This is a genomic window from Stenotrophomonas sp. STEN009 (assembly GCF_056760395.1).
Map to the genome: position 1 here is coordinate 13,741 of NZ_JBRRES010000015.1, position 17,674 is coordinate 31,414.

Sequence of the window (17,674 nt, forward strand, 5' to 3'; positions counted from 1 at the left end):
GGCCGCTGCGCAGGTGGACGACCTGCGGCGCCCGGCTTGCCCGATGGGCCCGGAAGGCCGGCCGGCGCAGGCTGCTGGCTCGTTCCCTGGGAGATATCCGCCATGTCCTGGACAACCCGCTGCTGCGGCACGTTCCTGTTGTTCGCAACCCTGCCGGCGCTGGCACACGCCAGCCATGTCGACCTTGTCGACTACCCCTCGCCCCAAGCCAATTGGCACCGCTTCCACCGGTTGCAGGCGTCGCTGGTGCGCGAGTTCGACGGCATCTGCGCCGACACCTTCTGCGAAGGTGAGTACAGCAACTACCGGGTACTGACGTTCCGCTGTGCCGTGCAGGCCGACGCCGGTATCGTACGCCACTGCGCCTGGGGCATCGTGGCCAGCGAGCTGCAGGTCGAACCGGTCCGCGGCGAAGTGCAGGTGGACAATGCGCGCTGGATCTGCCCCGTCACCCTTGGGGAGGGGATTCCGGTGGAGGTGTTCCACGCGACGCTGGAGCAGGAGGAGGGCGCGTTCGAGCCCTTCCCCGGAACCGATGTGACGGTCTTCGACACACTGCCGACCTGCCTGGGGCGGCCGGGCAATGCCGGGAGGGCCGCCTGATGCGCGCGCTGAAGAGGGTTGTTCTTGCAGGCCTGATGGGCCTGGCCGGCGCGGCACACGCTGCGCCGGCCTATGTGGATGCACGCCTGTTCCCCAGCCAGGCGGCTGGGTGGCAACGCTTCCTGGCGGTCGAACGGTCGCTGCGGCAGAGCTTTGACCACGTCTGCGGTGACACCTTCTGCGAAGGCGAATACAGCAATCTGCTGCCGATGCGGTTGCGCTGCTCGGTGCATGCGGCGAGCGGCGCCATCCAGAGTTGCATCTGGACCTTCGCCGGCAGCGCCACCACGGTGGCTGATGATGGACGGATCGATGTCGACCTGCGCAGTTTCGCCTGTCCACTGCCCGTGGCGACGGGAACACGGCTTGAGGACTTCCTCCGTGCGCTGGAGCAGGCCGCGCCCGTCCGTGCGATCCATGTCACGCCGCCAGGCAGCCGCATTTCGATTCACGAGGGGCTGATCGGTTGCCTGTGATTCTCTCAAATGAGAACGTGACTGATTCGCATTGACGGTGTAGCATGCGCGGCGCCCTCCCGTCGTACCGGCTCCGCGCATGCCATCCAATGCCGCCACCCTCACCGAACTGCTGATCCGAGAGCGGCCGGCGCTGCTGCGCCGGGTGCAGCGCATCCTGGGGGGCGACCCGGGTGCGGAGGACGTGATCCAGGCTGTCTGGTTCAAGGCCCGCGGGGTGGGCAACGCCCCGTTGATCGACAATCCCAGGGCCTATCTGTACCGCCTGGCAGCCAACCTGGCGACCGATCATGGACGCGAGTCGACGCGCCGCAACCGCCTGTTGGCCGATCACTACCTGTGGGGACCGGACGAGGCTACGTCCACGTCCACCGAAGAGCAGGTGATGGCGCAGGATGAGCTGCAGCGTGTCCTCGATGCGGCCAGCCACCTGCCGGAGCCGACCCGTGCCATCTTCCGCCTCAATCGGCTGCAGGGCCTGACCCAGGCCGAGATCGCGCGTCGCCTTGGCGTGTCGGTCACCACCGTGGAGAACCACATCCGCGCCGCGTTGCAGCGCCTGGCCTGGGCCCGCAGCGGCCGCTGAGCGGACGCGCTTGGGGATGGGCCTGGTTCAAACGTCTTGATGGCTGGACTGTACCTGCGGTCCAGTTCCCTCTCCCCGCGCGTGAGTATTCCTGTCCGCCAGCCAATGAGCCCGCCGAACACTTCTTCTCCCGCCGCCTGCGAAGACGTCGTGGCCGAACAGGCCATGCGCTGGATCGCGTGGCTGGCATCGGGCGACATCACCGATGCTGGCATGTGCGAATTCGAAGAGTGGCTGGCGCAACCGGGCCATCGCCACGCCTTCGAGCAGCAGCGCACGCTGTGGCGCAGCCTCGGCCCTCGACCGGCTGTCGCGTCTGCGGTGCGGCGCCGGCGTCAGCGGCTGCGCTGGATGACGGCTGCCGCTGCCGCCCTGGCGATGCTGATGGTCTGGCCCGAGGCGTCCCTGCGCCTGCAGGCGGACCACCGCAGCCGCCAGAGCGTCCAGCATGTGCAGTTGCCCGACGGCAGCCGTGCGGTGCTCGACGCGGACAGCGCGATCGCCGTGCACTTCGATGCGGGCACTCGGCGGGTCGATCTGCTGCGTGGCCGCGCCTGGTTCGAGGTGGTCGCCGATCCGCAGCGGCGCTTCAGCGTGGCCGCAGGCAACGGCGTGGTTGAAGACATCTCCACGGCATTCTCCGTGTCGCGGGTCGAGGAAGCGGTTGAAACCCAGGTCGGGCAGGGCAGGGTGCGCGTGGCCGCCCCGGCCGACAGTGGCTGGACCTATCTGCAGGCGGGGCAGCGTGCGCAGTACGGTTCCGCGTCCGGCGTCGTCCGCCTGAGCGATGTCGCTGCCGACAGCGTGGGTGCGTGGCGCCAGGGCGAACTGCTGCTTGAGCAGGCCAATGTTGCCGATGCAGTGCATCTGCTTGGTCGTTATCGTGCTGGTCCGACCTTCGTGCAGGGCGACCTTTCGACCTTGCCGGCCGTGAGCGCCGCACTGCGTATCGATCGCCCCGAACAGGCCCTGGATGCACTCGCGGAGACGACGGGGCTGAGGATCACCCGCCTGCCGATGGGTGTGGTCATCGTTCACAGATGACGCCGTGTCACGTGTGGAGACGTGATCGGCAGTGATCCCCCTTGGGGCTGTGGCGCTGCCGTTCGTCTTACTCCACGAACGTACCCGCAGCCGCCACGTACGTCGCCGTGTCCACGCGTGCCGTGGATGACGCCGCGCCTGCGGCTCCGCTTTCCTGACAGGTTTCTCCATGTTCGATTCCCCACGTCCGGGCCGCACTCCGCGCCCGTCCCGACTGTGTGTCGCACTGCTCGCCGCCGGTATTGCCGGCGCAGTACCGCCCGCGCTGGCCCAGGATACTGCCAACCCGCAGGTAGCCGCGCAGCGCTTCGACATTCCCGCGCAGCCGCTCGACAGCGCGTTGCGCAGCTACATGCGGCAGTCCGGCGTACAGGTGGTCTATCCGGCTGCGTTGGCCAGCGGCGTCACGTCGCAGGCGGTCAGCGGCCCGCTCACCGCAGACGAGGCGCTGGCGCGGCTGCTGCAGGGCAGTGGCATGGGCGTGCGCCGTGTCGGCGACGGTGCAGTGACACTGGCAGCGGCCGGCGCCCTGCAGGCGCAATCGCCGACCATCACCGGCCCGCTGCGTGTGGCCGGCGATCGCGTCGCTGAAGGCATCGGCAGCGACGAGGCGCGCCTGCTCGACACCTATCGCAGCGTCGGCTCGACCACCACGCTGGATCGCACAACGCTGGAGCGCTTCCGTGGCACATCCAGCGGCGACATCGTCAAGGGCGTGGCCGGGGTCACCGCCGGTGATCCGCGCGTGGGCAACGGTTTCGACGTGAACATCCGCGGCATCCAGGGCCAGAGCCGCGTGCCCGTCATCATCGATGGCGGGCAGTCCAGCATGGACACCTACCGAGGCTACGCCGGCCAGTCACAGCGCAGCTATCTTGATCCGGACCTGATCTCACGCCTGACCATCACCAAGGGCCCCAGCCTGCAGGCCAACGCGTCCGGCGGCATCGGCGGCGTGGTGGAGATGGAGACGCTGAACGTGGGTGACATCCTGCGCGAGGGCCGCGACGTCGGCGTCCGCGTGCGCGCTGGGTTGGCCAACGCCAGCGCCAACAGCGTGCCGGCTTACAGCGCCGTGCCCCGGACGGACCGCAGCGCCACCGGAAGCCAGTTCTTCAACGTTGCCGCCGCTGGGCAGTGGGACCGCTTCGATCTGGTCGCGGCGTACGCCCACCGCGACAACGGCAACTACTTCTCCGGCAGGCACGGATACGATGACTTTCCGCAGACCCGGCGCACGCTGGCACCGTTGAATCCGCCGCGCACCGAAGTGTTCAACACCTCCTCGCGCTCGACGTCGGCCCTGCTCAAGGGCACCTGGCGCATCGACGATGCGCAGACCCTCGAAGCTGGCTATCGCCGCTATGAGGGCCGCGCCGGCGAGATCATGGCCTCGCAGATCATCCGCGTTGAGCGGGATCGCATCCCACAGTGGGATCCCGGCCACGTCGACATGGACAGCTACAGCCTGCGCTATCGCTTCGATCCAGACAGCGAACGGATCGATCTGCGCGTCAACGCCTGGTACACCGATGCTGACAGCGTGATGTACAACAGCCTGACCGGCATCACGCCGTGGTACTTCGACCGCCGTACCGAGTGGTACGACGCGCCGAGTTTCAGCGGCGATCCGGGCTACAAGGATGCCTACCGCAATCCGCTGCGACAGAAGCGCTTCGGCCTGGATGCCAGCAACACCTCGATCTTCGACACTCGTGCAGGCGTGTTCACGCTCGACTACGGCCTGTCCTACAGCGACGAGGACATCGCACCGGGCAGCTCCGCACCGATCAAGCAGGATGATCTGGTCAACAACCGTTTCCTGCGCAACGCTGAGCGCAAGGAATACAGTGCGGTGGCGTCGCTGAAGTGGCAGCCCGACGAACACTGGGAGTTGATGGCCGGTGGCCGCTGGAACCGGGTGGACGTGCATGACCGCAATCGTCTGGCCACACCCGATGCCTATGAAGTGCAGGGACAGTACCGCTACACCGAGCTGCTGGATGGCAACCCGGCACTGCCCTCCTGGCGCGCCAAGCGCATCGCGCTGCTGAACTGGTATCCGGACGCCGATGGTGCGTTCACCCAGGCCTCGCTGTTGGCCTCGCCGTACAAGAAAGGCACGGTGGCTGACATCGGTGGCTGGAACTTCTACGACGCTGACGCACCGGAAGACCTGGAGGTGCCGGTCAGCTGGACCTGGTCGCAGCCGATCCGTCGCCGCGACAGTGCCTTCTCACCCACCGCCAGCGTGGCCTATCGCTTCAGCGAGGACACGATGGTCTACGTGAAGTACGCCGAGGGCACCAAGCTTCCGAGCCTGTTCGAGACGACACTGGGCTTGTTCACCGCCGCCAAACCCGTCGGAGAGCTGAAGCCGGAGCGCGCGCGCAGTTGGGAAATCGGTGCCAGCACCGTCCACCATGACCTGTTCACCGCCGGCGATCGCCTGGCGCTGAAGCTGGCGTACTTCGATACGCGCATTGATGACCTGATCACGCGTGACTACCGCACGCTGTCGGCCGGCCTGATCCGCAACGTCGACCAGTTCAAGGTCTCAGGCATGGAGTTCCAGTCCAGCTATGACAGCGGCAAGGTATTTGCCGACCTGTCCGCGCATTACTACTTCAAGGCCAAGACCTGCGCCCCGGACATCGCCGCCGAGCGCCGGGCGTACGGTGCACAGCGCAACAATGATGAACTGGCCAGTACGCCCAACTGCGTGGACGGTGGCTTCGAGGGTTCCTACACCAATACGCAGAACCCGCCGCGCTACATGGTGAACCTGACGGCTGGATCGCGCCTGTTCGACGAGCGCCTGACCTTCGGCACCCGGGTGATCCACAACGCCGGCCCGATCAGCAGACTGGACAAGGACTGGAATGTCGGCCTTTCGGCGATCCAGCAGCTGTACCGGCCCACCACCCTGGTGGATCTGTTCGCCAGCTGGCGCTTCAGCGACCAGCTGTCGGTGGAGGCGAATGTGGACAACGTGACGGATCGTTACTATCTCGATCCGCTCGCCCTGGGCGTGATGCCCGCCCCGGGCCGTACCGCGCGCCTTGCGTTCACCTGGAGGTACTGATTACCTGCGCAGAGCGCCTTCGGTGGGTGCGGACCTTGGTCCGCACCGCCTTGCCGCGACCGCGGGCTTACAGCCCGGTCGCTGCCTTCACCGCATCTTCGTGCAGCGACTCGTTCAGTTCATCGACCACCGTGCTCCAGGCCGCATCGGCCTGCAGCGATTCGGCCAGGAACTGCCGCTGGCCATCGTTCCAGTAGGGCGCGTCGGCCACCGCCACGCCGGTAGCCAGCTGGTGGTCGCGGATGAAGCGGGCGATGCCCTCGGCGCTGGCATCCAGGCCCAGCTGCAGGAACAGGTTGGTCATGCGCGGTTCGGTGGTGATCATCATCGGTTCCCGGCGGGAAAGAGGGAGGGGCATTATCAACGCAAGCGGGCTTGGGGAAAGCCCTGCGCCACACGTCTACAGCAGGACCTCTCTCCCAGGTACCCTCCATGAACGCACACATCGCTCCTGAAGACAGCCGCAGCCTGCGCCTCAAGGCCGCCACACGCGACAGCCACGGCGCGCTGGACAAGCGCATCATGGCCGGTGACATCTTTGCCGATCTCGGCAGCTTCGCCCGCTTCCTGCGCGTGCAGTACCGCTTCCATCGCAGCATCGACCGGCTGTACGCCAGCCCGGCGCTGGAGGCATTGCTGCCGGGGCTGGCCGGGCGTCGGCGTCTGCAGCAGGTGGCAGCTGATCTGCACGACCTGGGGCAGGATCTCCCCGGCGCGGACATGGCGCCGTTGGCAGGTGACCTGCCGTTGCCGGTGGCGCTGGGGTGGCTGTACGTGGCCGAAGGCTCCAACCTGGGGGGCACGGTGCTGTACAAGATGGCCGCGCGGCTTGGCCTGGACCAAGGGTTCGGTGCCCGCCACCTGGCTGCGCACCCGGATGGCGCGGCCCGCCACTGGCGGGAATTCACCGCCGCGTTGGATGCGGTGCCCCTGAGCGCCGCGCAGGAACAGCAGGTGATCGATGCCGCCGATGCCGCGTTCCGTAGCGTGCATGGCCACGTTGAAATCGAGTTCGGCTGATGCCCGGGCTCTGCCTGCGGGCGATGCGCTGATGCGCTGGCTGTGGTTCGCGCTGGGCTGGATGATGGTCGGGCTGGGGGTGATCGGCGCGTTGCTGCCGGTGATGCCCACCACCATCTTCCTGATCCTGGCGCTGGGCTGCTTCGCGCGCAGTTCGCCACGGTTCGAGCAACGGCTGCTGGCACATCCTCGCTACGGCCCGCCGCTGCGGCTGTGGCGGGAACAGGGCGCGGTGTCGCGCCGGGGCAAGGCATTGGCCAGTGCCGGCATGGCGGTGGGGTTCGCCTTGTTCTGCTGGGGCGCGCACCCTTCCTGGCGGCTGCTGCTGGGCGTGGGGCTGTTCTTCGCGGTCAGCGCCGGCTATGTGCTCAGCCGGCCGGCGCCACGACTGGAGCCGCCCCAGAGTGTCGAACGTGGCGATGTCGGCGATCCACGCCGCTGTGGGCGTCGCTGGAATCGCTGAGTCCGGGTGAGGGGGTGGAACCGGGCCCACGCCCGGCTCCACCGATCCGCTACAGCAGCGGCACCAGCAGCAGCGCCACGATGTTGATGATCTTGATCAGCGGATTGATCGCCGGCCCGGCCGTGTCCTTGTACGGGTCGCCGACCGTGTCGCCGGTCACCGCGGCCTTGTGCGCTTCGCTGCCCTTGCCGCCGAAGTGGCCATCCTCGATGTACTTCTTGGCGTTGTCCCAGGCACCGCCGCCGGTCGTCATCGAAATCGCCACGAACAGGCCGGTGACGATCGTACCGATCAGCAGGCCCCCCAGCGCGCGTGGGCCCAGCAGCAGGCCGACCACCACCGGCACCACCACCGGCAGCAGCGAGGGCAGGATCATCTCGCGGATCGCAGAACGGGTCAGCATGTCCACGGCCTTGTCGTACTGCGGCTTGCCGGTGCCCTGCATGATGCCGGGGATGTCGCGGAACTGCCGGCGCACTTCCTCCACCACCGCGCCGGCGGCACGACCCACCGCCTCCATGGCCATCGCGCCGAACAGGTACGGAATCAGGCCGCCGATCAGCAGGCCGATGATCACCGTGTGGTCACTGAGGTCGAAGCGGAACTCCTGCCCGGGGTTCGCCGCCTGCAGGTTGTGCGTGTAGTCGGCGAACAGCACCAGCGCCGCCAGCGCCGCCGAGCCGATCGCATAGCCCTTGGTCACTGCCTTGGTGGTGTTGCCCACCGCGTCAAGCGGATCGGTGATGTCCCGGATCTCCGAGGGCAGTTCGGCCATCTCCGCGATGCCGCCCGCGTTGTCGGTGATCGGTCCGTAGGCGTCGAGGGCCACGATCATGCCGGCCATCGACAGCATGGCAGTAGCGGCGATGGCGATGCCGTACAGGCCGCCCAGCGCGTAGGCGCCCCAGATCGCGGCACAGACCGCCACCACCGGCAGCGCGGTGGACTTCATCGAGATGCCGAGGCCGGCGATGATGTTGGTGCCATGTCCGGTGGTCGACGCCTGGGCGACGTGCTGCACCGGCTTGTACTGGGTACCGGTGTAGTACTCGGTGATCCAGACGATCAGGCCGGTCAGGACCAGGCCGATGAGGGCGCAGCCATACAGCGCCAATGGACCGTGCACGTTGTCGGACATCAGCCCCGTGGTGATCGGGTAGAAGGCGATCGCCGCCAGAACACCCGACACGATCACGCCCTTGTACAGGGCCCCCATGATCGAGCCACCGGGCTTCACCTTGACGAACAGCGCGCCGATGATCGATGCGATGATCGACACGCCTCCCAGCACCAGCGGATACAGCACGGCGTTGGCGCCGGCTTCGGCGAGCATCAGGCTGCCCAGCAGCATGGTTGCGATCACCGTGACCGCGTAGGTTTCGAACAGATCGGCGGCCATGCCGGCGCAGTCACCGACGTTGTCGCCGACGTTGTCGGCGATCACCGCCGGGTTGCGCGGATCGTCTTCGGGAATGCCGGCTTCGACCTTGCCGACCAGGTCGGCGCCGACGTCGGCGCCCTTGGTGAAGATGCCGCCGCCCAGGCGCGCGAAGATCGAGATCAGGGAAGAGCCGAAGGCCAGGCCGACCAGCGCATGCAGCGCCTGGTCCATCTGCAGCCCGAGCCGCAGCAGCAGGGCGTAATAGCCGGCCACGCCCAGCAGGCCCAGGCCGACCACCAGCATGCCGGTGATCGCACCGCCACGGAACGCTACGTCCATCGCGGCGCTGATGCCGTTGCGTGCGGCTTCAGCGGTCCGCACGTTGGCGCGCACCGACACGTTCATGCCGATGTAGCCGGCAACGCCGGACAGCACCGCACCCACCGCGAAGCCGACAGCGGTGTACCAGCTCAGGAACACGCCTACGAGCACGAACAACACCGCGCCAGCGATGCCGATGGTCAGGTACTGGCGGTTCAGATAGGCGCGTGCGCCCTCCTGGATCGCGGTGGCGATCGCGACCATGCGCTCATTGCCGGTGGGTTGGCGCAGGATCCAGCGCGCCGAGACGATTCCGAACAGGATCGCGAGAATGGCGCAGCCCAGCGCCAATGACAGCCCGTGACGTTCCAGCATTAGACCCCTCCGCAGAATGGATGATGAGCATCCAGTGGCGATGAACTTCACCACGAGGGGGACGACGGGCTGCAGCCTGGAACCAACCCGTGCCGACCGTGGCGGTCGTCCGACGTATGGCGGTGTTCAGCATTCCCTGGTGGCCGCAGTATGCGTGCACATGCGCCCGGATGGTAGCGCCGTGCGTGGAAGGCGCAGCGCTTGCCCCTCCACCGACGCGCCTTTGCACCCTGTTAAGCCTTCCTCTGCAAGCCTGCGCTCAGTCCTGAAGGAGACCCTCCCATGCGTCTGTCCCTGTTGATGCTTGCCGCCCTTGTGCCGGCAATGCCTGCATCTGCCGCTGAGACCCCGGAACTGCAACGCGCGGTGGGTGCGCCGCAGGCGGTGGGAGCGGTACACACGCTGCGGCAGATTCCCGAAGCCTGTGCGCGGCTGGAGGGCGCCTTCACCGGCCAGGCTGCCGAGCCGTATCGATTCGCCGTGGTCCGTACCAGCGAGCAGTGCCAGCCGCGCGCTCGTTTTGTCGACTTCGCCAAGGCGCAGCCCGCTGTCGACAAGGGCTGGAAGCTCAATGACGTGATCCGCGTGCCCAGCGCGACGTGCCCGGCACAGCAGGCGGTGGTGCGGGTGTGGCGTCTGCCGGTCGACAACCGCCAGGCGCTGGACGGCCAGGGGCAGTCGCGCATCTATCTGGAAGAAGCAAAGAAGCAGGCCGCCGCCGGCAAGATTCCGCAGGTGACGATGTTCGCCGCGCAGCTGCAGGTGGAAGGCAAGGCCTGCAACTGACGCCGTCCGGCAGGGCGAAGCCACGCAGGGCGTGGATGTACTTCGGCGCGCACCGGTAGCGTCGGGCCATGCCCGGCGGAGAACCCGGTAGTGCTGGCCGCTGGCCGGCACCCCTGCCATCACTCGGCCAGCTTCGCACCGCGGGCCACCAGCAGGTCACGCAGTGCCGAACGATGGCAGTGCGCCTCATCCTCGCAGTAGCAGCCCACGCTGATGTCGGTGTGCTGCGACAGCGCGGCCAGCAGATCCAGCGCGTGGGCTGCGTCGGGCGCCTTCATCTCGGCACGGTAGCTGCGGAAGAAGGCATTCCAGTCGGCCGCGGTGGTCGCCCCGCGAGCCTGTTTCACCCGTTCCGCGCTGGGCGACAACGTCGGGAACCACACGTCGTACCAGTCCTGGCGGGCGAACTCGCTGCGTGGCACGCCGCGCGGCGGGCGGCGTACGGTGCCGATGCGCAGGCCTTCGCCCGGAACGCGCGGAGAACCGAGGCGGACGATCCGCAGGGCCATGATCGCAGTCAGACCTCGAAGGCCGGCAGCGTCTTCTTCACTGCCACGTTCTTCAGCGTCACATACTTCGGCAGGCCATCGGCGCCGTACGGCAGTGGCGCTTCGCCCTTGATCAGCGGTGACAGATAGGCGCGCGCCCGGGCAGTGATGCCGAAGCCGTCGCGCCGGATGAAGCCGGCTGGCATCTTCTTCTCGTGGTTGGCGATCTTCGACAGCGGCGCGGACTCGATCTTCCAGCGGTACGGTGCGTCGCTGCTGCGCACGATCACCGGCATCACCCCGTTCTGGCCCTTCAATGCCAGTTGCACGGCCGCCTTGCCCACGGCCTGCGCCTGGTCCCAGTCGGTGCGGCTGGCGATGTGACGTGCCGAGCGCTGCAGGTAATCGGGCAGGGCCCAGTGCACCTTCAGCCCCAACTGGTCCTTGACCCGGCCAGCGAGGTGCGCGGCGACGCCGCCCAACTGCGAATGACCGAATGAATCCTTGCTGCCGCCGGCATCGGCGACGAAGCGGCCATCCGCCGTGGCGATGCCCTCGGAGGCCACGACCACGCAGTACCCGACGCGTTCGACCACCGCCTTGACCTTGGCCAGGAAGGCCGCCTCGTCATAGGCACGTTCGGGCAGCAGGATGATGTGCGGGGCCTCATCGTCGCCATTGCCGGCCAGGCCTGCGGCAGCGGCCAGCCACCCGGCATGGCGGCCCATCGCTTCGTAGATGAAGACGCGGGTGGAGGTCTCGGCCATCGCCGCGACATCCAGCGCCGCCTCGCGCACCGACACCGCGGTGTACTTGGCCGCCGAGCCGAAGCCGGGGCAGGTGTCGGTAACAGCCAGGTCGTTGTCGATGGTCTTCGGCACGCCGATGCAGGTCAGGTCGTAGCCGGAGGCCTTGGCCAGCTGCGAGACCTTCAGCGCGGTATCGGCCGAGTCGTTGCCGCCGTTGTAGAGGAACCAGCGCACGTCGTGCGCGCGCAGGACCTGCAGCAGACGTTCGTAGCGCGCACGGTCGGCATCGAGCGACTTCAGCTTGAAGCGGCACGAACCGAAGGCACCACCCGGTGTATGGGCGAGGGCGCGGATGGCCGCCGCACTCTCCCTGCTGGTATCGATCAGCTCTTCGCGCAGGGCGCCCAGGATGCCGTTGCGGGCCGCCAGGACCTTGATGCCCTTGGCCCGGGCCTGTTCGATCACCGCCGCAGCGGTGGCGTTGATGACCGCGGTGACACCACCGGACTGGGCATAGAGGAGGGTACCGTTGCGCATGCTTCTACCTGCTCAGGGGAGGGACATTGCAGGGACATTACCCGGATGCGGTAAAGTGGCGCTATTGCGGTGCAGCGATACCGGACCGTCCGGGACGCGAACCTTCTTTGTTTTCAACACGTTGGAGTCAGGTCAATGCGATTGGTTCTGTTGGGACCGCCCGGTTCGGGCAAGGGGACACAGGCGACGCGCCTGAAGGACAAGCTGGGCATCGCCCATATCTCGACCGGTGACATGCTGCGTGCGGAGATCGCTGCGGGCTCGGAGCTGGGCAAGCAGGCGAAAGCGGTGATGGATGCCGGCAACCTGGTGTCGGACGAGATCCTGCTGGGCATGCTGGAGTCGCGGCTGGCCCAGGCGGATGTCGCCAAGGGCTTCATCCTGGATGGCTACCCGCGCAACGTGGCGCAGGCCAACGCGCTGGATGGCCTGCTGGCCAAGATCGGTCAGCCGCTGGATGCGGTGGTGCAGCTGGATGTGGCCACCGAACTGCTGGTCGAACGCATCGCCGGCCGCGCCAAGGAGCAGGGCCGCGCCGACGACAATCCCGAATCGGTGCGCCAGCGCCTGCAGGTCTACAACGACCAGACCGCGCCGGTGGTGGATTTCTATGCAGGCCGGGGCACCTTGGCCCGCGTCGATGGCGTCGGCGAGCTCGACGAGATCGAAGCCCGCATCCTGGCCGCGATCAAGGCCTGAACCACGCGCGCGGCCGGCTGCGGCCGGCATGCAGAACACAGGCCTGGTCCTTGCGGACCAGGCCTGTGTCGTTTTCATAGGTGCCAGCGGAGGGCTTGCTCAGGGCCCCGCAGCATGAGCTCCCTTGGGGATGGCCTCTTGGGGAGTAGGACCGGTTCGGGTACTGCGGCTGGCAACCCGAATTGTGTCCGGGTTCACAGAACATCGCTATCAGGAATTCCCTGACAGGTCGCTGGAGTTTTCTCACATCCGGTGTAGGACTTGTCTGACCCCACTACGGACATTGGCCCTATACAGTCGTGATCAGTCACAATCCTCGCTCATGAGCAGCGTACATATCCTTGCAATCGCCGGCACCTTCATGGGTGGCGTGGCCGCCCTGGCGCGGGAACTGGGCCATACGGTCAGCGGCAGCGACCAGGCCATCTATCCGCCGATGTCGACCCAGCTGGAGCAGCTGGGCATCACCCTGGACCAGGGCTACCGGGCCGACAGCGTGCCGGCGGGCACCGACCAGGTGGTGATCGGTAACGCGCTCTCGCGTGGCAACCCGGCCGTGGAGGCCGTGCTCGACGCCGGCCAACGCTACATCTCCGGCGCGCAGTGGCTGTCCGAGCAGGTGCTGCCGGGCCGCGACACGCTGGCTGTGGCCGGCACCCACGGCAAGACCACCACCACGACCATCCTCACCTGGCTGCTGGAGAACGCCGGTCGCGCACCGGGTTTCCTGATCGGTGGCGTGGCCGAGGATTTCGGCGTTTCCGCCCGCCTCGGCCAGGGTCGTGAGTTCGTGGTGGAAGCCGATGAGTACGACACCGCCTTCTTCGACAAGCGCAGCAAGTTCGTCCACTACCGGCCACTGGTCGCCATCCTCAACAATCTCGAATACGACCACGCCGACATCTTCCCGGACGTGGCCGCGATCCAGCGCCAGTTCCACCATCTGGTGCGCACCGTGCCGGCGCGCGGCCGCCTGATCGTCAACGGCGAGGACGTGCACCTGGCCGAAGTGCTGGCAATGGGCTGCTGGACGCCGGTCGAGCGTTTCGGATTCGATCCGGCGCTGGAATGGCATGCCGAACTGCTGGCCGCCGATGGCAGCGCCTTCCGCGTGCACCATCACGGGCAAGCGCTGGGCGATGTGCAATGGTCGCTGCTGGGGCGGCACAACGTGCTCAATGGCCTGGCTGCGCTGGCCGCTGCCCATGCGGTGGGCGTGGCACCGGCCGAGGTGATCCCGGCGCTGGCGCGCTTCCGCAGCGTCAAGCGGCGCATGGAAGTGATCGGCAGCCACGACGGCATCACCGTCTACGACGACTTCGCGCACCATCCCACCGCGATCGCCACCACCCTCGAGGGCCTGCGCGCCAAGGTGGGCGATGCACGCATCGTGGTGGCGATGGAACCGCGCAGCAATTCGATGCGGCTGGGCGCACATGCACACGCGCTTGCGCCCTCGCTGGCGCTGGCCGACGAGGTGGTGTTCCTGCATCGTCCCGAGCTGGCCTGGGACGCAGCGTCGGTGATCGCAGCGGTGCGCGGCCACGCGCACGCGGTACCCGATACCGACGCATTGCTGGCACAGCTGCAGGAGCGCGTGCACCGCGGTGACCACGTGGTGTTCATGTCCAATGGTGGCTTCGACGGCGCGCCGCGCCGATTCCTTGCAGCACTGCAGGCGCGATGAGCACGGACGCGTCACTGCCCCTGTTCCCGCTGCATAGCACCCTGCTGCCTGGCGCGGCGATCGGCCTGCGCGTGTTCGAGCGCCGCTATCTGGACCTGATCCGCGACAGCGGCCGCAGTGCGGAGGGATTCGGCGTCTGCCTGATCCTTGATGGCCAGGAGGTCGGTGCGCCGGCAACGCCGGCCGCCTACGGTGTGCAGGTACGCATCGAGGACTTCGATGTCGGCGCCGACGGCGTGCTGCAGCTGCGCCTGCGCGGTACCCGCCGCTTCCATGTCGAGCGCACCCGGGTGCGCGACAACGGCCTGGTGGTGGCCGATGTGCGCTGGTGCGAAGAAGACCCGGATGACGAGCTGCGTCCACAGCATGCGCTGCTGGCCACCGTGCTGGGTCACATCATCGAGCAGGCCGGCGAAGCCTACGCTCCGGCCAACCCTGCGTTGCTGGACCAGGCAAGCTGGGTCGGTTGGCGGCTGGCCGAGCTGCTGCCGTTGAGCGAACAGCAGCGCCTGCAACTGCTGCAGATGGACGATCCGCATCAGCGCCTGCAGCAGCTGCTGGGCTGGATGCCGTAAAGAATCATCCCGCGCGGTAGCGCCGGGCCACGCCCGGCGGCTCCTCACGGTGCGATGGTCTTCAACCGCAGTACCGGCAACCCGGTTTCGCCGTGCACATCCTCGCGTTGCGGCAGGTCCTGCACGGCGTCCTTCACCGCGTTCAAGGCTGGATCCACGCCGCGCAGCGGATGCCACATGCCGATCCACTGGAAGTGGCGCTCGTAGCGCAGGGTCTGTGCGCTGCCCAGCCACAGTGGCGTGTCGCCCGGCTGCAGCTGCACGGCGGCCGGCCACAGGCGCAGCACGTAGCGCTCGTCCGGACGCGCCCCCTGGCGCACCATCAGCAATGCTTCCACGCGCGTGTCCAGCGTTGCCGGCAAGACCGGCAGCTGCTCCGCACCGGTGTCCTTGTCCAGCATCAGCAATGCTTCCTGCCAACCGGCCTGCTCCTGCAGCGTCCAGCCACGTGCCTCCAGCTGTGCCTGCAACGGGGCCAGGGGACCGGCGACCTGCACATCGAGCGGCCAGCGCTGGTCATCGTCGAACTCGTTGCGGCGCGCCGGCAGCGCGGACCAGTCGTGCTGCCACCACGCTTGCATATCCATCGCCTGCGCGGCGGGCAGGGACGGCTCGAAACGTTCCAGCTTCACCGCGATGTTGCGCGGCGCATACCACATCGCGGCAACGGCGAAGACGCCGTAGAAAAGCCAGGCGACCGGTTTGACCCAGAACGACCGGTTGAACCGGCGGCGGTAAGCAATGCCCAGCACCAGCAGCCAGAACGTGCCGAACAGCATGCCGCCGATCACATCGCTCAGCCAGTGTGCGCCCAGATACAGGCGCGAGAAGCCGATCAGGCTGACCACGATGCCCGATACGAGGTACGGCCAGACGCGGGTGCGGCCGGGCATCTCGCGCGCGATCAGGACCGCGAAGAAGCCGAAGGTGATGGTGGCCATGGTCACAGACACCGACGGGAAGCCGAAGCCACTGCTGGCGTCGACCGGGCGGACCACATCCACGGTCGCGCCGAGCAGCAGGGTCAGGGCCAGGCCGAAGGCGAGCGCGGCCAGCCAGTGCGCCGCAGCCATCCAGCGCCGGCGCCAGATCAGGTAGCCCATCGCCGCGGCAGTGGCCGGCAGCAGTACCGGCCATGCGCCGAGCGAGGCCAGCGCCGCCATCGGGTAGTCGGCTAGCGGGTTGCGCAGCGCCAGCATGGCCTGGTGCACCAGCAGATCGACCGCAAGCGGTTCACCGTGCGCGACCACCAGGGTGAGCAGTGCGAACCAGCCCCAGCCGAGCAGCAGCAGCATCAGTGCCAGCATCGCCAACGGCACCGACTCGCGCCGCTTCGGGTCGAGCACGCCGACCGTGTAACGGCCCAGAGTCGGATGGCGGTTGGACCAGTCGAGCAGGCGCGACAGCCAATGATCCATGCGCGCGGCGGACCAGCGGTAGCCGTACAGCACGATCGCCCAGACCAGGCTGAGGATCACCGCGAGCAGGCCGACCACCACCACCAGGCGACCTGCCACGGCCGCGACCGCGTCATAGGCTTCGCCCAGGATCCAGCCTGGCGCCAGGAACAGCACGGCCCAGGAAATGCTGGCGATGCCGCTGGCCTGCATGTAGCGGCTGGCGGGCATGTTCATCATGCCGGCGATGGCGGGGACGAACGGCCGGATCGCGCCGACGTAGCGGGCCACCAGAATGCTCTTGAAGGCATTGCGGCGGAACAGGTTCTCGCCACGGTCCAGCAGTTGCGGGTAGCGACTGAACGGCCACACGCCGCGCAGGCGATCGCCCCAGCGGCGGCCGATCCAGTAGCTGATGCCGTCGCCCGCGAACGCACCCAGCGCTGCCGCAGCGACCGCGTACGGCCCGGAGATCTGGCCAAGGCCGATGAACACGCCCACGGCGAACAGCAGGGGCAGTGCGGGCACGATGGCGCCGAGAATGATGACCGCATCGCAGAACGCGATCAGAAAAATGACCGCGCCCGCCAGCACGGGATGAGCGGCAATCCACGCGAGGGTGGCGTCGATCCATGAAGAGTCCATTGCCCGATTATAAAGGCGTGAAGGTGACTGGCTCCCAGCCGCTTGCCGACCGTTTGCCACCGTCGGCATCGCCTAGAATGGCGCCATGCCGCATTCGCCAGACGTCCCACCACATGCATTGAAGGCCGACAGCTTCGGCCGCATCCTTCGTATGGAGGGCCCCGACGGGCCGTTCGTGCGCCGCGATCTGGGGGCGACGCCGTTGTGGCTGCGCCTGCCGGCGTGGTGGCTGGCGCGGCGCGAAGCACGCGCGCTGCGCCATATCCACGGCATGGCCGATGTCCCGCAGCTGATCGATTGGGATGGCCGCCACCTGGATCGCAGTTTCATGGCCGGCGATGCCATGTACCAGCGCCCGCCGCGCGGCGACCTCGCCTGGTTCCGCGCCGCGCGGCGCCTGCTGCAGCAGTTGCACCGGCGCGGCGTCGCCCACAACGACCTGGCCAAGGAGGCCAACTGGCTGGTCACCGACGATGGTCGTCCGGCGCTGATCGACTTCCAGCTGGCGGTGATCGGCAATCCGCGCTCGCGCTGGATGCGCCTGCTGGCCCGCGAGGATCTGCGCCATCTGCTCAAGCACAAACGCATGTATTGCCGCGAGTCATTGACGCCGGTGGAGAAGCGCGTGCTCAAGCGCACGTCGTGGGTACGCGAACTGTGGTTCGCCACCGGCAAGCCGGTCTACCGCTTCGTCACACGGCGCATCCTGCACTGGGAAGACAACGAAGGGCAGGGGCCGAAGCCGTGAGACGGTGGA

17 protein-coding genes are annotated in these 17,674 nt (G+C 67.6%); 12 read left to right on the top strand and 5 right to left on the bottom strand.

The window, feature by feature from the left end; genetic code table 11:
• Positions 1–102: 102 nt before the first annotated feature.
• The 5 genes from ACVOMM_RS08880 (at position 103) to ACVOMM_RS08900 (ending at position 5,794) form a co-directional block, all read left to right on the top strand.
• Positions 103–603, top strand: coding sequence for a hypothetical protein (locus tag ACVOMM_RS08880; RefSeq protein WP_180875873.1), 501 nt, complete (start codon positions 103–105; stop codon positions 601–603).
• Positions 603–1,079, top strand: coding sequence for a hypothetical protein (locus ACVOMM_RS08885; RefSeq protein ID WP_180875874.1), 477 nt, complete (start codon positions 603–605; stop codon positions 1,077–1,079). Before ACVOMM_RS08880 ends, ACVOMM_RS08885 begins: the two co-directional genes overlap by 1 nt.
• A 79-nt stretch (positions 1,080–1,158) precedes the next feature.
• Entirely contained in the window at positions 1,159–1,665 is a 507-nt protein-coding gene (locus ACVOMM_RS08890; RefSeq protein WP_053519189.1) for an RNA polymerase sigma factor, read from the top strand.
• A gap of 105 nt (positions 1,666–1,770) precedes the next feature.
• Positions 1,771–2,709 (top strand): FecR family protein, encoded by a 939-nt coding sequence (locus tag ACVOMM_RS08895; RefSeq protein ID WP_283219382.1) that lies wholly within the window; start codon positions 1,771–1,773, stop codon positions 2,707–2,709.
• 169 nt (positions 2,710–2,878) lie between these two features.
• Positions 2,879–5,794, top strand: a complete 2,916-nt coding sequence (locus tag ACVOMM_RS08900) for a TonB-dependent receptor (protein ID WP_481526135.1) — start codon at positions 2,879–2,881, stop codon at positions 5,792–5,794.
• Between the two features lie 67 nt (positions 5,795–5,861).
• Here the strand turns inward: ACVOMM_RS08900 and ACVOMM_RS08905 are convergent, their stop codons facing one another.
• Complete coding sequence (locus tag ACVOMM_RS08905) at positions 5,862–6,119, bottom strand: DUF2789 domain-containing protein (RefSeq protein WP_053519195.1); 258 nt, start codon at positions 6,117–6,119, stop codon at positions 5,862–5,864.
• A 107-nt stretch (positions 6,120–6,226) separates the two neighbouring features.
• Between ACVOMM_RS08905 and ACVOMM_RS08910 the strand changes: the two genes are divergently transcribed.
• Complete coding sequence (locus ACVOMM_RS08910) at positions 6,227–6,814, top strand: biliverdin-producing heme oxygenase (RefSeq protein ID WP_053519197.1); 588 nt, start codon at positions 6,227–6,229, stop codon at positions 6,812–6,814.
• A 31-nt stretch (positions 6,815–6,845) separates the two neighbouring features.
• Positions 6,846–7,277: a YbaN family protein gene (locus ACVOMM_RS08915; protein ID WP_065181703.1), complete on the top strand. Its 432-nt coding sequence runs from the start codon at positions 6,846–6,848 to the stop codon at positions 7,275–7,277.
• Positions 7,278–7,326: 49 nt separating this feature from the next.
• Here ACVOMM_RS08915 and ACVOMM_RS08920 read toward each other — a convergent pair whose 3' ends face one another.
• Positions 7,327–9,354 carry a sodium-translocating pyrophosphatase gene (locus ACVOMM_RS08920; RefSeq protein ID WP_065175091.1) on the bottom strand — a complete coding sequence of 676 codons (2,028 nt, stop codon included), beginning with the start codon at positions 9,352–9,354 and terminating at the stop codon, positions 7,327–7,329.
• Between the two features lie 282 nt (positions 9,355–9,636).
• On the opposite strand from ACVOMM_RS08920, the gene ACVOMM_RS08925 reads away from it, so the two are divergent.
• The gene (locus tag ACVOMM_RS08925) at positions 9,637–10,140 is read left to right on the top strand and encodes a hypothetical protein (RefSeq protein WP_065175090.1); all 504 of its coding nucleotides are present in this window, start codon (positions 9,637–9,639) and stop codon (positions 10,138–10,140) included.
• A 119-nt stretch (positions 10,141–10,259) separates the two neighbouring features.
• On the opposite strand, the gene ACVOMM_RS08930 is transcribed toward ACVOMM_RS08925, so the two are convergent.
• Positions 10,260–10,649, bottom strand: coding sequence for a DUF488 domain-containing protein (locus ACVOMM_RS08930; RefSeq protein ID WP_053519206.1), 390 nt, complete (start codon positions 10,647–10,649; stop codon positions 10,260–10,262).
• A gap of 8 nt (positions 10,650–10,657) precedes the next feature.
• The gene (locus ACVOMM_RS08935; RefSeq protein ID WP_053519209.1) at positions 10,658–11,914 is read right to left on the bottom strand and encodes a 6-phosphofructokinase; all 1,257 of its coding nucleotides are present in this window, start codon (positions 11,912–11,914) and stop codon (positions 10,658–10,660) included.
• A gap of 135 nt (positions 11,915–12,049) precedes the next feature.
• Here ACVOMM_RS08935 and ACVOMM_RS08940 point away from each other — a divergent pair, with 135 nt between their 5' ends.
• From ACVOMM_RS08940 to ACVOMM_RS08950, 3 genes are all read left to right on the top strand, one after another.
• The gene (locus tag ACVOMM_RS08940; RefSeq protein ID WP_053519211.1) at positions 12,050–12,613 is read left to right on the top strand and encodes an adenylate kinase; all 564 of its coding nucleotides are present in this window, start codon (positions 12,050–12,052) and stop codon (positions 12,611–12,613) included.
• Positions 12,614–12,935: 322 nt separating this feature from the next.
• Positions 12,936–14,300, top strand: coding sequence for a UDP-N-acetylmuramate:L-alanyl-gamma-D-glutamyl-meso-diaminopimelate ligase (mpl, locus tag ACVOMM_RS08945; RefSeq protein WP_481526136.1), 1,365 nt, complete (start codon positions 12,936–12,938; stop codon positions 14,298–14,300).
• Positions 14,297–14,875 (top strand): LON peptidase substrate-binding domain-containing protein, encoded by a 579-nt coding sequence (locus tag ACVOMM_RS08950; protein ID WP_053519216.1) that lies wholly within the window; start codon positions 14,297–14,299, stop codon positions 14,873–14,875. Before mpl ends, ACVOMM_RS08950 begins: the two co-directional genes overlap by 4 nt.
• Before the next feature lie 44 nt (positions 14,876–14,919).
• On the opposite strand, the gene ACVOMM_RS08955 is transcribed toward ACVOMM_RS08950, so the two are convergent.
• A complete protein-coding gene (locus ACVOMM_RS08955; protein ID WP_065175086.1) occupies positions 14,920–16,917 on the bottom strand; it encodes a bifunctional DedA family/phosphatase PAP2 family protein in 1,998 nt (665 codons plus the stop codon).
• A gap of 85 nt (positions 16,918–17,002) precedes the next feature.
• On the opposite strand from ACVOMM_RS08955, the gene ACVOMM_RS08960 reads away from it, so the two are divergent.
• Positions 17,003–17,665, top strand: coding sequence for a serine/threonine-protein kinase (locus tag ACVOMM_RS08960; protein WP_111186793.1), 663 nt, complete (start codon positions 17,003–17,005; stop codon positions 17,663–17,665).
• The last annotated feature ends 9 nt before the right edge of the window (positions 17,666–17,674 follow it).

What these genes read in the sequence shown, in the direction of transcription:
- ACVOMM_RS08880 (WP_180875873.1), top strand. Translation starts at nt 103, where the DNA reads ATGTCCTGGACAACCCGCTGCTGCGGCACGTTCCTGTTGTTCGCAACC.
- ACVOMM_RS08885 (WP_180875874.1), top strand. Translation starts at nt 603, where the DNA reads ATGCGCGCGCTGAAGAGGGTTGTTCTTGCAGGCCTGATGGGCCTGGCC.
- ACVOMM_RS08890 (WP_053519189.1), top strand. Translation starts at nt 1,159, where the DNA reads ATGCCATCCAATGCCGCCACCCTCACCGAACTGCTGATCCGAGAGCGG.
- ACVOMM_RS08895 (WP_283219382.1), top strand. Translation starts at nt 1,771, where the DNA reads ATGAGCCCGCCGAACACTTCTTCTCCCGCCGCCTGCGAAGACGTCGTG.
- ACVOMM_RS08900 (WP_481526135.1), top strand. Translation starts at nt 2,879, where the DNA reads ATGTTCGATTCCCCACGTCCGGGCCGCACTCCGCGCCCGTCCCGACTG.
- ACVOMM_RS08905 (WP_053519195.1), bottom strand. Translation starts at nt 6,119, where the DNA reads ATGATCACCACCGAACCGCGCATGACCAACCTGTTCCTGCAGCTGGGC.
- ACVOMM_RS08910 (WP_053519197.1), top strand. Translation starts at nt 6,227, where the DNA reads ATGAACGCACACATCGCTCCTGAAGACAGCCGCAGCCTGCGCCTCAAG.
- ACVOMM_RS08915 (WP_065181703.1), top strand. Translation starts at nt 6,846, where the DNA reads ATGCGCTGGCTGTGGTTCGCGCTGGGCTGGATGATGGTCGGGCTGGGG.
- ACVOMM_RS08920 (WP_065175091.1), bottom strand. Translation starts at nt 9,354, where the DNA reads ATGCTGGAACGTCACGGGCTGTCATTGGCGCTGGGCTGCGCCATTCTC.
- ACVOMM_RS08925 (WP_065175090.1), top strand. Translation starts at nt 9,637, where the DNA reads ATGCGTCTGTCCCTGTTGATGCTTGCCGCCCTTGTGCCGGCAATGCCT.
- ACVOMM_RS08930 (WP_053519206.1), bottom strand. Translation starts at nt 10,649, where the DNA reads ATGGCCCTGCGGATCGTCCGCCTCGGTTCTCCGCGCGTTCCGGGCGAA.
- ACVOMM_RS08935 (WP_053519209.1), bottom strand. Translation starts at nt 11,914, where the DNA reads ATGCGCAACGGTACCCTCCTCTATGCCCAGTCCGGTGGTGTCACCGCG.
- ACVOMM_RS08940 (WP_053519211.1), top strand. Translation starts at nt 12,050, where the DNA reads ATGCGATTGGTTCTGTTGGGACCGCCCGGTTCGGGCAAGGGGACACAG.
- mpl (WP_481526136.1), top strand. Translation starts at nt 12,936, where the DNA reads ATGAGCAGCGTACATATCCTTGCAATCGCCGGCACCTTCATGGGTGGC.
- ACVOMM_RS08950 (WP_053519216.1), top strand. Translation starts at nt 14,297, where the DNA reads ATGAGCACGGACGCGTCACTGCCCCTGTTCCCGCTGCATAGCACCCTG.
- ACVOMM_RS08955 (WP_065175086.1), bottom strand. Translation starts at nt 16,917, where the DNA reads ATGGACTCTTCATGGATCGACGCCACCCTCGCGTGGATTGCCGCTCAT.
- ACVOMM_RS08960 (WP_111186793.1), top strand. Translation starts at nt 17,003, where the DNA reads ATGCCGCATTCGCCAGACGTCCCACCACATGCATTGAAGGCCGACAGC.